The sequence below is a fragment of the Pseudoalteromonas sp. T1lg23B genome, assembly GCF_002964665.1.
Taxonomy (GTDB): domain Bacteria; phylum Pseudomonadota; class Gammaproteobacteria; order Enterobacterales; family Alteromonadaceae; genus Pseudoalteromonas.
Genome location: NZ_PQBZ01000030.1, coordinates 37067 through 50468, shown reverse-complemented (window position 1 = coordinate 50468; position 13402 = coordinate 37067). Strand labels below are relative to the sequence as shown.

The 13402-nt window shown below is 43.6% G+C and carries 10 protein-coding genes; 5 read left to right on the top strand and 5 right to left on the bottom strand.

The window, feature by feature from the left end; translation table 11 throughout:
* The first annotated feature begins 103 nt into the window (after positions 1-103).
* Together C2M32_RS06860 and C2M32_RS06855 are read left to right on the top strand one after the other, a co-directional pair.
* The gene (locus C2M32_RS06860; RefSeq protein ID WP_105167722.1) at positions 104-1939 is read left to right on the top strand and encodes a DEAD/DEAH box helicase; all 1836 of its coding nucleotides are present in this window, start codon (positions 104-106) and stop codon (positions 1937-1939) included.
* 192 nt (positions 1940-2131) lie between these two features.
* The gene (locus C2M32_RS06855) at positions 2132-3334 is read left to right on the top strand and encodes an iron-containing alcohol dehydrogenase (protein ID WP_105167721.1); all 1203 of its coding nucleotides are present in this window, start codon (positions 2132-2134) and stop codon (positions 3332-3334) included.
* Here C2M32_RS06855 and C2M32_RS06850 read toward each other — a convergent pair.
* Positions 3324-5348: a methyl-accepting chemotaxis protein gene (locus C2M32_RS06850; protein WP_105167720.1), complete on the bottom strand. Its 2025-nt coding sequence runs from the start codon at positions 5346-5348 to the stop codon at positions 3324-3326. The genes C2M32_RS06855 and C2M32_RS06850 overlap by 11 nt on opposite strands.
* Before the next feature lie 232 nt (positions 5349-5580).
* Between C2M32_RS06850 and C2M32_RS06845 the strand changes: the two genes are divergently transcribed.
* Both C2M32_RS06845 and C2M32_RS06840 read left to right on the top strand, forming a co-directional pair.
* A complete protein-coding gene (locus C2M32_RS06845; RefSeq protein WP_105167719.1) occupies positions 5581-6051 on the top strand; it encodes a HugZ family pyridoxamine 5'-phosphate oxidase in 471 nt (156 codons plus the stop codon).
* Between the two features lie 155 nt (positions 6052-6206).
* Positions 6207-7823 (top strand): diacylglycerol kinase family protein, encoded by a 1617-nt coding sequence (locus tag C2M32_RS06840; RefSeq protein ID WP_105167718.1) that lies wholly within the window; start codon positions 6207-6209, stop codon positions 7821-7823.
* 54 nt (positions 7824-7877) lie between these two features.
* On the opposite strand, the gene C2M32_RS06835 is transcribed toward C2M32_RS06840, so the two are convergent.
* From C2M32_RS06835 to C2M32_RS06825, 3 genes are all read right to left on the bottom strand, one after another.
* Positions 7878-10139: a TonB-dependent receptor plug domain-containing protein gene (locus C2M32_RS06835; protein WP_158678156.1), complete on the bottom strand. Its 2262-nt coding sequence runs from the start codon at positions 10137-10139 to the stop codon at positions 7878-7880.
* 161 nt (positions 10140-10300) lie between these two features.
* Positions 10301-10993: an aspartate/glutamate racemase family protein gene (locus C2M32_RS06830; RefSeq protein ID WP_105167716.1), complete on the bottom strand. Its 693-nt coding sequence runs from the start codon at positions 10991-10993 to the stop codon at positions 10301-10303.
* A 12-nt stretch (positions 10994-11005) separates the two neighbouring features.
* Positions 11006-11659 (bottom strand): glutathione S-transferase family protein, encoded by a 654-nt coding sequence (locus tag C2M32_RS06825; protein ID WP_105167715.1) that lies wholly within the window; start codon positions 11657-11659, stop codon positions 11006-11008.
* Between the two features lie 112 nt (positions 11660-11771).
* Between C2M32_RS06825 and C2M32_RS06820 the strand changes: the two genes are divergently transcribed.
* Positions 11772-12644 (top strand): LysR family transcriptional regulator, encoded by an 873-nt coding sequence (locus C2M32_RS06820; RefSeq protein WP_105167714.1) that lies wholly within the window; start codon positions 11772-11774, stop codon positions 12642-12644.
* Between the two features lie 54 nt (positions 12645-12698).
* Here C2M32_RS06820 and C2M32_RS06815 read toward each other — a convergent pair whose 3' ends face one another.
* The gene (locus C2M32_RS06815) at positions 12699-13391 is read right to left on the bottom strand and encodes a response regulator (RefSeq protein WP_105167713.1); all 693 of its coding nucleotides are present in this window, start codon (positions 13389-13391) and stop codon (positions 12699-12701) included.
* Positions 13392-13402: the final 11 nt, after the last annotated feature.

Genomic DNA, 13402 nt, shown 5'->3' with positions numbered 1-13402 from the left:
ACGTACAACTTCAACCACATATAAAATAGTTCTAATTAGTACAAGCATTTGATGCGCTTTTCCTATACAATGCGCGCCTCTTTAAATTCGTTGAGGCGCATTAATGTCAGAACCAGTCACGTTTGAATCTTTAGATCTTTCTCCTGCAATTTTAAAAGCAGTCGAAGAGCAAGGATACAAGACACCATCTGAGATCCAAGCTCAATGTATACCGTTATTGCTAGAAAGAAAGGACGTACTGGGACTAGCGCAGACGGGTACAGGTAAAACAGCAGCATTTGCATTACCATTATTGAACAATATTGACCCGGCTACTAAGCAGCCACAAATTTTGGTGTTAACACCAACTCGTGAACTTGCCATCCAGGTGGCAGAAGCATTTGAACAATATGCTAAATACACTAAGGGCGTTGAAGTACTTGCCCTATATGGTGGACAAAGCTATGGCATCCAATTAAGCGCATTACGTCGTGGAGCGCAAATCATTGTTGCTACACCGGGCCGCTTAATTGACCATATAAATCGTAAAACTATCGACTTATCTAACCTTGCAGCACTGGTGTTAGACGAAGCCGATGAAATGTTACGTATGGGCTTTATTGATGACGTTGAAAGCATCATGGAAAAAACGCCAAAGAATAAGCAAACTTGTTTATTCTCAGCGACGATGCCAAAACAAATTCAGTCTATTTGTGCAAAATACTTAGACAATGCTGAACAAGTTCATATTTCTGCTCGTAACTCTACGGTTTCTACTGTAGAGCAGGTATTTTGGCGTGCAAGCGTACACAAAAACAAAGCCATCGTTCGCTTTTTAGAAGCGGAAGAATATGATGGTGCGATTGTGTTCGTACGTACACGAAACGATACCGTACAGCTTGCAGAATTACTTGAGCATGAAGGTTTTTCAGCAGCACCGCTTAATGGTGATATGAACCAGCAAGCGCGTGAGCGTACTGTAGAACGTTTGAAAAATGGTTTACTAGATATCGTTATCGCAACTGATGTTGCTGCACGTGGTCTAGATGTTGACCGTTTAAGCTTAGTAATCAACTACGATATTCCACAAGACAGCGAAGCATACGTTCACCGTATCGGTCGTACTGGTCGTGCGGGTCGTAGTGGTAAAGCGATATTGTTCGTTAAGCATAACGAGCGTTATTTGCTACGCAATATCATGCGTCACACTAAATCAGAAATCGCTGAAGTTGAGCTTCCTTCTGCTAAAGTGGTTGAAGCAAAACGTATTGCAAGCATACAAGCTAAGCTTTCTACAGCTCTTGAGCATAAAGACATCACGTTCTTTAATGATGTAGCGAAAGATTTAGCGCAAAAGCTTGAGTTAAGTGCCGAAGATTTAGCAGGTGCTTTACTGTGTTTAGCTCAGCAACAATCACCGCTTAAGGTTGAAGAAATCAAGTTCCAACGCGAGCGTCGTGAACGTGATGACCGTCGTGATGATCGTCGCGAAAGTCGTGGTCGTGATGGGGCTCGAGGTGAGCGTAAAGGCCGTGAACGTTCTTCAGAGCGTGAACGCTCAGATCGTGGTCCACGCAACAGCTCACAAGGCCCTATGGATACATATCGTATCGAAGTAGGCCGTGATCACGGTGTTCAAGTTAAGAACATTGTTGGTGCTATTGCAAACGAAGCTGATATTTCAAGCAAGTTTATCGGTGACATCCGTCTGTTCAATGAACATAGTACGGTACAGTTACCACAAAACATGCCTGCGGATGTTGTATCACACTTCCAGAACGTGTTTATCTGTAAGCGTCCGATGAAGCTAACTAAAAGCTCACACCCAGCTGATCAAGCTGGTAGTTCTGAGCCTCGTGGCGAAAGAAAGCGTAGCTTTAAAGACCCACGAAGTGAAGGAAAACGTCCACCTCGTCGTGATGGTGAACGCAAAGAGCGTAGAGCTGTAAGCTTCAGCTAATCTCATAAAATAGCAACTAGATTGCACATTAAAAAGGCCGCTTTAAGCGGCTTTTTTGTTTTCTCTGAAGTACTAACTTTAGCGCAATATGAAGAGCATCAATATGTTAGCCACCTATTTTCCTCATCCTAGATAGATGAACAAACATCTTTATGCTACATTTTTGGTCATGTTTAAAAATCGAGCATTCATATGGCCTTGCTTTATCGTTGTTATCACTTCATCCTCAAATGCATCGTTATTTTAATTGGCGTACCGAACCCCAAATTACATCGTGGCAATAACGCACTCCAAGATGCCTTACACGCACTCAAACTGCCAAAACAATCTCATGTACTCGTGGTCACCGACCACACTCTAATTAAGTTGTCAGAGGTAACGAAACTGCTCAATATCATTAAACAGCAACAACTTGAGCCGTTCATTTTTTGCGATGTTAATCCAAACCCTACGATAGATAACGTTGAACAAGGCTATAGCAATTACGTGCACAATCACTGCTGCGCTATCATTGCCGTTGGGGGAGGCTCGGTCATTGACTGTGCCAAATTGATTGGCGCAAAGACCGTCAGACCGAATAAATCAATCGCTGACTTTAAAGGCCTATTTAAGATACTCAAGCGCCTACCACCAAATATCGCTATTCCAACGACTGCTGGTACAGGCGCAGAAACAACCGTTGCGGCCGTTGTGAACGACTCTAAAGCTCAGAAAAAATACGCAGCGACTGATTTTTCACTCGTGCCACAACATGCTGTACTGCTGCCCAAGCTCACTGCCAGCCTACCAAAGCACTTAACTGCAACCACAGCGATTGATGCCCTGACGCATGCCATAGAGGCCCTACTAAGCATCAATTGCCTACGTTTTAGCAAGGAGCGCGCTTTACAAGCCTGTGATTTGATTTTTAGCTATTTGCCAGCCGCTTACCAAAATGGTGAAGACCTACACGCCAGAGAACAGCTGCTATTAGCCTCATTCTATGCGGGACAGGCATTTACTCGTACTTCTGTGGGGTATGTCCATGCCATTTCACACCAGCTTAGCGCCAACTACGGCACTGCGCATGGTTTATCAAATGCAGTGTTGCTATTACCAGTTTTGCGCTGGTACGGTACACGTATTGATAACACGCTGGCTTTAATTGCACGAGAATGCAGACTAACGTCTTTAGATTATCCAATAGCACGTCAAGCGGAGGATTTGCTCTGTCATATTGAAGGTCTTCTCACGGAGATGCACATTCAAACCACCTTTAGTGAGTTGCGCTATGAAGATATTGATGTCCTAGCAAAGTCTGCGCTAAAAGAAGCCCATCCTGATTACCCTGTACCACACTTTATGAACTTGCAAGAGTGTCGAGGCATTCTGACCTCTGTCAGTGCTACAGCTTAAAGCGACTGACTAACTCGGTCAGTGAATTAGCAAAGCGGCTAAGTGATTCACTGGCCTGAGCCATATGCTGCATTTCATTCGCATTATCTTTGGCAGTTTGCTGAGCATGCTCCATCACACTCTCGATCTGTTGACAATGAGACACCTGCTCATTCGCTGCACCACTGGCACGGCTGCTCAACTCATTAACTTGAACCAATACTTGCTCAATTTGGCCAATGGCCTCAGACAAAGACTCACTACGTGCTGCACAGGCTTGCGTACCCGATTGTCCCTCTAAAATTGCGCTGTTAGCCAATTTAGTATCCTGTTGCAACGACTCGATCATGGTGTTTATCTCATTGGTCGACGACTGAGTGCGTGCCGCCAGTGTTCGAACCTCGTCAGCAACAACCGCAAAACCGCGACCCTGTTCTCCGGCGCGCGCAGCTTCTATAGCTGCATTTAATGCCAATAAGTTGGTTTGCTCGGCAATAGACACAATGGTGTCCAAAATTGACCCTATGTTTTGACTGTGCTGTGTTAGCTTATCCATGACCGCCACTGTGTCTGCCATTTTACTATTGAGCGACAACATATGTTGCTTGTTATCATTCGCTATTTCATTCACGCTCAAACTTTGTTGTTCCGCTTCTTTGATGCTGCTAAGCGTCGTGGCTGACTCATCACTAACTTGTTGAGCACTCAGTGCAATTTGTGAAGCTAAACCCGCCGCACTATCAATGCGCTGTAGTTGTTGCTGGGCATTTTTCGCGAGTGTTTGGCTGCGTTGCTGTGTCGAATCTGACATATGCTCCAGTTCATGAACCTTATTATTGATGTCTTCGAGCAGCACTCGCAAACTGTCTTTTACGCGGTTAATATTGTCGATCAACATGCCAAACTCATCATCGCTGCGCTTTTTCATCGCCCTCGAAAAATCCCCCTGAGCCAGATAACCGAGCATTTTGTTCACGGCGGCCAACGGCCCTAGCATCGCACGACTTGTTGAGATAGCGATAAATACAGCTAACACAATAAATACCACAGCCATACTCAAAGCAGTTTTTTGTGCTTGCTGAATTTTTTGTTCCGCGATGTTTTCATAATAGTTAAATTGCTCATCAGCAGCCCTTTGTAAGTCGCGTAGCGTATTTTGAATTTGCTCCGTCGCCTGCTCAGCTTGCTGATAGGCTTTCTCTGATTGCGCCAAAGCTGATAACTTGGTCGCCACGCTTTGGTACACGCTGCCTGGCTCATCCACCATGGCCGCCATTAGGGCTAATTGTTCACTAAACTCAGTTAATAATTCCTCTACGTCTAGTCCCTGTGACTGGCGCTTCAAAAATTGTAGATTATCGCGAATATTGCCCAATAAAAATCGCACATCTTCTTGTTGAGCTTGCCAATTTTGTCCTTCTAGCTGATTCACCACCTTCACGTTATCACTTAGGGTATACATCATGTCATCAATGCGAATACCTGTGCCAGCCACCTCTGCAAGCTGACGGGTATTACTCGTCTCTACCAACTCTAGATTAAGCATGGCATCACTGGCCAAGCTACGGTGCTGTTCAAATTGCTGGATCAGGTTGCGAATACGCTGTCTGTGCTCAATTGCTGTTAGCTTTGCCAAGAGCAAAGATTTGGCTTCACGCTCAATACCCTTACTCACTGAGACTATGGTGTTCAAAAGCGCGGTAAATTGTTGCTTGTCCTGAGTGATGGCATGAAGTGTAGATAGTTGATTTTGGTACATTTTTTGTTGTTCTCCAAAGCGCTGCTCTATGGCTCGCAATTGCGTCTCGTCACTTTCACTGTAGGCTTTTGAGATTAATTTACTCAACGCGCTTTGCTGTAGCTGTAAAGTGTTAGCCGTTTTTAAAATGGGCAGCGCGACACTCTTTACTTCAGTATTGGCATGATTGATTTGCTTTAAAGCTGTATAGGCAAGGCTACTTGATATCAAAAGTAAAATACCCAAGCTGGTAAAGCCTAAAATAATTTTTTGCTTGATGGTAAGTTGTTTAAGCATTTGGGCCACAGTGCAAAGCGCACACTCCTAATACAAATCAAAAGGTTAATATTTCACACATATTCAGAAATTAGAATAAAAACTTTAAAATATATTGTTATATCAAACCTCTAAATTGCGAAAAACACAAAAACCTAATTAAACATGGCACAACAGCGCTGACTCAACAACTTTATGTGCTAACTTTTGCTCTATCAATGTATAAAATTCAAACTATTGGATACATTCATCTATGCAACAGCAGACCGTATTAGCAGCAAAGCAGTTACTCAACCAGTCCAATCTCGCTGTGTTATCTACCTTATCGGTAACTATGCCGGGCTTCCCTTTCGGTTCTACCGTCCACTTTATCTCTGATGCCTCGACAAGGGTTTACCTCTTTATCAGTGATTTGGCCCAACATACAAAGAACCTGAGTCAATGTTGTAAATTATCACTCACCGTGTTTGCTGAAAATCACGCACAAAACGCCGCTGCATCTAGATTAACCTTACTCGCAACCGCAAAAAAACTCGCAAGAGCAGATAGCATGTCGCTCATAGAGCAGTTTGTTCAGCAGATCCCAGACGCGGCACAGTACGCACAACTTGCTGATTTTCATATTTGGCAACTAGACATCGTGCGCGCAAGATTTATATCTGGATTTGGCGAAATATTCTGGTTGGAACAAACCCAGTGGTATAACTCAAGCGAACTCGAATAGGAAAATGTTGCACATTCTGCTAGGGTGTTAATAGCAAACATAGAAATGCTTTTGACTTAATAAATAATAAAATCAATACACTCGAAAAAATGCACGCACAAAAAATGTGTTCAAAAATGCATGTGTAAACCTGCGTTCATAGAGGCCATAAGCCAATGAAAATGACCAAATACTATTTGTTAATGTTTACCCTTTGCCTTGCCCTTGCATGGTTCAGTATCGATAGCTGGTTTTTATTTCCAACACTATGGTTGTCAGTCTCTTTAGCTTGCGTTTGCTTCGCCTATGCCACCAACTATCCAAGCTTATTTAGAAAATCTGCCACGGGGGCCATCCCCATTTGGATAAAGGTCGCGCTCCTTCCCTATTTATTGGGTACACAGTTATATAATGCATTTGTACGTCACAATGACAAAGTACCTGCTATTCAGGAGATCACACCTAATCTCTTCTTGGCATGCCGCTTATTTCCTACTGATATTGAAGCACTTGAGGCTCAGGGCATCAATGCAATTCTCGACGTTACCGCAGAGTTCGATGGCCTAAACTGGTCAGCGGAACAAGAACATTTGTACTACTTAAATTTACCAGTACTTGACCATTTCTCGCCAAGTGAAGCTCAGTTACTACACGCCATCAATTGGATCAAAGCACAGCACCAACTGGGGCATAAAGTGGTGATCCACTGTGCGCTCGGTCGTGGTCGTTCCTTTTTTATGTTATGCGCTTATTTACTCGCCACTGAACCCACCTTAACTGAAAGGCAAGTAATTGAAAATGTTCAATCTATTCGAAGTACAGCGAGGCTAAATAAAAAACAACTAAAAAGACTGCTGACACTTAGCAAATACATTAAAGAGCATCAGGCGCCAGACATTTCCTTAATCATTAACCCTGTGTCTGGCGGTGGGAAGTGGAAGGAATATGCAAATCAAATCTTGGGGTTGCTCACGCAAAAATATAAACTGAACTGCCACATCACTGAGGCGGATACGGATGTGACGCAATTGGTTAAGTCCCTTTTACCCAATAAAGAACATACCTTCGTTGCCTGTGGCGGAGATGGCACAGTCGCACAAGTTGCGTCAGCACTAAAAAACACCAACCATACGCTGGGTATTTTGCCCATCGGTACAGCCAACGCACTCGCTCATGTGTTGTTTGGTATAAGTAGCAAAATCGATCCGATCCACAGTGCCTGTCACGCACTACTAACTCACCACACACTCCAAATGGACACTATGCAGTGTAACGACAAAACAGCGTTACTCGTTGTCGCATTGGGTATCGAAGAAAAGATGATAGACCATGCCAACCGAGAACAGAAAAATCAACATGGACAACTCGCTTACCTACAAGGTTTCCTTGATGCGTTACTGGATAATAAACCGCTTAATGTAGACATTGTGATTGACGATGAGCCTAAGCAAAATATCTCAGGCAGTAGCTTAGCGATTGCCAATGCAGCCCCAATGACGACTTTACTCGCCCAAGGAGGGGGAGAACCCAACTGGCAAGATGGGTTATTAGATATTACACAGCTTGAGTATCATCAAGATACCGCAGATAAACTGCTCAGTCTGACGCAATTGATTGGCAGCAACCTCACAGAGCAAGCGTCAAACATGCATGTCCAGCATCAAAGAGCAAGCAAAGTCACTGTAAGCGCATCGCAGCCATTTCAGTATTGTATTGATGGAGAGCTTGATACTGCCACCGAGTTGAACATTAAAATTCAACCCGCTAGCTTGTGCATTGTGACGCCCAGTTAAAGCGAATATGCGCAACTTGGGTGCTACTTTTTAGGACAGCTAATTGATAGTTGCTCAAAATGAGGCGGTAACTGCCAGCTCCCAGTTGCGACCCACCTGAGGTAAAATGGAGTTATAAAATCCACCCGTTCTTAGTAAATCGCCTTCTGCATCGGTAAATGTACTGCCTGAATTTGCTTGAGCCACGCCTGAGTGGTAAAGCTGACTATCAAACAAGTTATTGACTTTAAAATGTACATTCCACGCCTTAATGCTCCATACAAAGCTTACATTGGTCGTAAGTGAGTCACCAAGTTTAACGTCAGCATCTCGAAGCGGGTTGCTAAGATAAAGCTCTTTACTGGAAATATAATTAAAACGAGTATTGATACTGAACCTTTGGGTCACTGGTAGGTTGATCCCCAAGTTAATTTTATGGGGAGCGATATCTCCCAGTTGCACTTGATACTCTTCACACAAAGCGCTATCTGCCTGACAAGCCTGAGTATCTTTACCTACCCACATCCCCAGCTGATGGTCATAATTGATGTAACTGGTCACGTGGGTATAGCTATAATTGAGGTAACTGCTTATTTGTGGCGCATCGAACCAAGGATTATCGAGTTCATATTTCACTCGCCACTCGGCTCCTGTTATGTCCCTCTTCCCTGCGTTTTCAGACTCTTCTTTAATGACATTTTTATAGCGACTATGATAAAGCGAGAAATCACTGAACCAAGGACCATTTTGGTAGAACCAAATTAACGATAAGTCCTGCACTTCTTCGGGTAGTAGCTCGGGGTTTGAGTTACGCCCATTCCAACCACCATATAATTGAATGGGAGCCGGTTCTTGAAAAGCAGTTGCGTAAATTAACTTGAGTGTGTTGCGCTCATTGTAATCAAACGTCGCTGCTACGCGGGGTTTAATAAAAGTCCCATAAGTTGAGTTGTTATCCCAGCGAATTGCGCCACTCAATGACCAATTCGACTCTTTAAAACTAGCTCTAAAATAGGCGCCACGATCTGTTGTTTTAATCAAATTCACGGCGTCCATTTTTCCCAATGCCCCAAGCAATACAGGCATGGTAATATCGGTGGAATAATACACTCCCTTACCGAGCCCATAGGGCCCTAAGTCTTCGTCATCTTCAAGTGAACAGTACGCTGAAGCCCAGTAACCACAAATTTCGTACGCTTTGGTCAATTCTTTTCGCTCATATTTGATGCCCGCGGCCAAATGTAACGAGTCTGAATATTGATATTCATAGTCTTGGCGAAGCTTATTAGACGTACTTGCAGAGTTCCAATCTGAAATGGTGACATACGAATATCTCGCACGCTCGCTTTGTGAATCAGGGCTCGCCTCGGCCCAATTACCATAACGCTGCTCAGTGCGGTAACGATAGTAGCTCTTTATTTTTAGCCCCTCAGTAAAAGTATGCTCATGTTCAAGGTAATATAAACTGGTTTTTCTACTCCACGTTGCATTGGGTTGACCTCGGTCAAAGCTAAACTGCACCCCATAGCCATTGTGCGTCATCCAATGATTGACGCCTGCGGTCAGCCCATCATAGCTTATCTCACCAAAGACCCCATGTTCTTGATTCTTAGAAATATACTTCCCATATGGTACGCCATTGTAGCTGTAGTTGAGCACCGGTCCCCAAAACCGTTCATCAGATAGATATTGCTCATCCACAAAACCCCAGCGAGACATATCTTCAAGACCTGGCCCGTCACTTTCATATACTTTTGCCGATAGCCAATAACTCAAACTTTGCTGCTTACCCAGCACGGTGAAGTCTAACCCCAAAGAATCATACGCCGCCATTTGTGCTTGCATCGTAAGCTCATGGCTGTTCTCGTTTAGATTCTTACCTTTTTGCGTAATGATGTTTATCACACCTAAAAAGGCATTCGGACCGTACACTGCCCCTGCGGGGCCAGAGAGTACTTCGATACGCTCAATGCCCGTCATGGGGATCTGTCGATTGGTTGGAAAATCATGGCTCCACAGTTGGTTATTAATTATGCCATTGACCATAACTAATGTTCGCTGGGTGCTGGGTGTTCGATAGCCTCTTTGAAAAAAAGTTGTGTAATCAGAACCATATGAAATACTCAAGTCAAAGCCTGATAGATCAGCGATAACCTCGGTTAAATTGGTATACCCTCGCTGCTTAATCTGTTCTTTCGTTAAGACTTGAATTGAGGCAGGTGTGTGTCGCAACTTTTCGGCTCTGTCTGAGCCAGATGTGACTGAAAGCTCCAATAAATCATCCAAGGTTAGAGAAAATATTTCTTTTTCAATGTCTTGTGCTTGCAACAATCCCATGAATAAACTCGACACACCAAGACAACATAAAGCCAACCACCTATTCACTGTCATATCACTATAAAAAAATAAACGCATCATACAGTTATAGATGCGCTTGTGTGAGTTAGCAATATTCTAAGTTGATGAGGACAATACTTGTCCTGCCAAGCATTTATTGCTTATGTCTCACACGCAAAATTCACAGCAGCTTGAGCATGTATAAGTGTTGTGTCAAATAGCATCAGCTTGCAGTCTTGTTGCTTAATAAGCAAACCAATCTCGGTGCAGCCTAGTATAACCGCTTCGGCCCCTCTTTCATGTAACGCATTGACTAACGTTAAGTATTGTTGTTTTGAAAAAGGGTTAATTTGCCCAAGACACAACTCTTGATAAATAATGCTATCCACCATTTGCTGTTCGTCTTCATTTGGTACTATCACCTCTAGCCCATACTTGCTCAAATGCTCAGCGTAAAATGGCTCAGCCATGGTAAAACGCGTACCAAGTAGTGCTGTGCGTTCAATGCCCTGCGCTCGTAGCGATTGCGCAACCACATCTGCAACATGAATAATGGGCAACGACACATACGGCATGATTTGGGGCACCACTTTATGCATTGTATTGGTACAAATCACTATGCATTGGGCACCAGCACGCTCCAATCCCGCCGCCGCTTGCCCTAAGATCTCGGCACAAGTTTGCCAATCCTCCATTCGTTGCAGCGCCTCAATTTCTGCAAAGTTGACACTGTGAAGCACTACTTTAGCGCTGTTAAGCCCACCTAGTCGCGCCTTAACTCCCTCATTGATAAGTTGATAGTAACTTTGTGTTGACTGCCAACTCATACCACCTAATAAGCCAATGGTTTTCATGATTGCTCCTTGTTATATGTCTTCTCCAGCTTCATCGATTTCAACGATTTCAGTTTCCTGTAAGGCCTCATTGATCCATTTAGCCAATACGGGGCAACTAAGCACTTTATCCATATACAAACTAGCCTGTGAACTTACAGCAATACCATACGTTTGAAAGCGCATAACAACAGGCGCAAACATCGCATCCGCAATTGACCAACGACCAAACAACCAGCCGCCTGCATCCGCATATTGCGTCATTTGTTCAGCCCAAATTTGCTCGACCCGCGCTATGTCCTTTTTGCAAGCCTCACTCATCGTCAGACTTCGCTTCGCGCGAATATTCATTGGCATCTCATTGCGCAAAGCACTGAAGCCAGAATGCATCTCACTCGCTACGGCACGGGCCTTAGCTTTTTGGCTCACCGACTCAGGCCATGCACGACCAGATAAATAAACATCATTGATATATTCACAAATTGCCAGCGAGTCCCAAACATGAATATCATTGTCAATGATACTGGGAACTTTAAGGCTAGGAGTGACATCTTTCAAAGCCTCATAAAATGCAGGTGTATCCAGTGGCAGTTTGATTTCTTCAAAAGTTATCTCATTTTTTTCAAGCATTAACCATGCTCTTAATGACCATGATGAATAGTTTTTATTACCGATATATAACTGCATTTTTTGTTTCCTTAGCGTTTAATGTAAGCCTATTAAAACCAATAAAAACACTTCTGACTAACGGATAATTTTGATATAACCTATAAGTATTTCTGATAGGTTGGAGCGAGTAATGGACATCGATGCGTTGCGAAGTTTTTTAGCGTTTGTTGAAACTGGGAGTTTTACCCGTGCAGCCAAGCAAGTGAACCGCACACAATCGGCAATTAGCATGCAAATGAAAAAACTGGAGCAAGATTTAAATAAGTCTTTGTTTCAAAAACGAGGCCGCTTGCTTAATCTCTCTCATGATGGACAAATATTCGCTCGCTATGCCAAGCAACTCGTGCAATTGCATGATGATACTTTGGCGCAAATGAGCGCGGCTCAACCCAGTACTTTACTGCGCCTTGGCTGCCCTGATGACTATGCCGAGTCCGTTTTGCCGAAGATAGTCAAATTACTTCATCAGCAATGGCCAAATTTAGACTTACAGATCACCTGCACACCCAGCAACCGAGTTAAGATAATGATTGATAGTGGTCACCTCGACTTGGCGATTATCACTCGTTCGTCTGACTCTGAAGAAGGCTACCTACTGGAGTCAACCCAAGGCGTATGGGTATACAACCCCAAATATGATGCGCAAACAAAACAACCGTTACCGATTGCAATTTTCCAACGTGATTGCCGCTTTCACCAAGCGGCGATTGAAGGATTGCATAAACTCAATCGAGCTTTTGAAATTATTGCCTCTAGTGGCAGTGCCAGCGCACAACGAGGCATAGTACGAAGTGGTTTGGCTATTGGTGCCATGTCAGCGCTCAGCAAAGGTGATTTAGCTGAACTGCAATGCAGTAGCCTCCCACCACTGCCCATCGCAGACGTGGTTTTAATTCGAGCCAATAACCAACAAAACCCAGTATCGGACAATTTTTGCGCAAGCATTGCCAAATACTATACCAACGGACGAGTCCAAGATAACACGGCTCAGTTAGCGTCTTAGGCACACAGGCAATCACTGCGTGATAAGCCTGTGCAACACGGTGCGCCAAATATGTTAACTGATATGTGCTTCAAACTTATAACCGGCGCCATAGATAGAGTGAATAAACTCATGTTCCGGTGCAATACTGTGCAATTTTTTACGAATTTTTTTGATATGACTGTCTATCGTTCTGTCGCTGACAATATGGCTATCATCATAGATCTGATCCATCAGTGCATCTCGGCTATAAATACGGCTTGGATGGCCATACATCGCTTTGAGTAACATAAATTCAACGTGCGTCAGTGCCACTTTAGCATTGAGGAATGACGCAAAAAGGGTTTCTTCATCTAGTTTTAGCTTACTTTCTAACTCTGATATTTGCCCTTTTTGATTCAAAGCGACACGGCGCAAAATTGCTTTAACTCGGGCGACCACTTCTTTGGGGCTATAAGGCTTACAAATATAATCATCGGCACCAATTTCTAAGCCTAGCAACCTATCAACTTCTTCAACCCGAGCGGTAATCATCACGATAGGCACATTGGAATAGGCACGAATACGTTTACAAATCTCGATACCATCCACATTTGGCAGCATTAAATCGAGTAAAATCAACGCGGGTTGTTGTTTTTTAAAAGCTTCCTCAGCCAAAGCCCCATCAAGTACACAATAACTGGTAAATTCAGCCTGTGCTAAGTACTTAGCCAGAATATCAGCCAATTTGGGTTCATCTTCTACGATTAATATATGTTTGTTTGCCACACGTTGGGTCC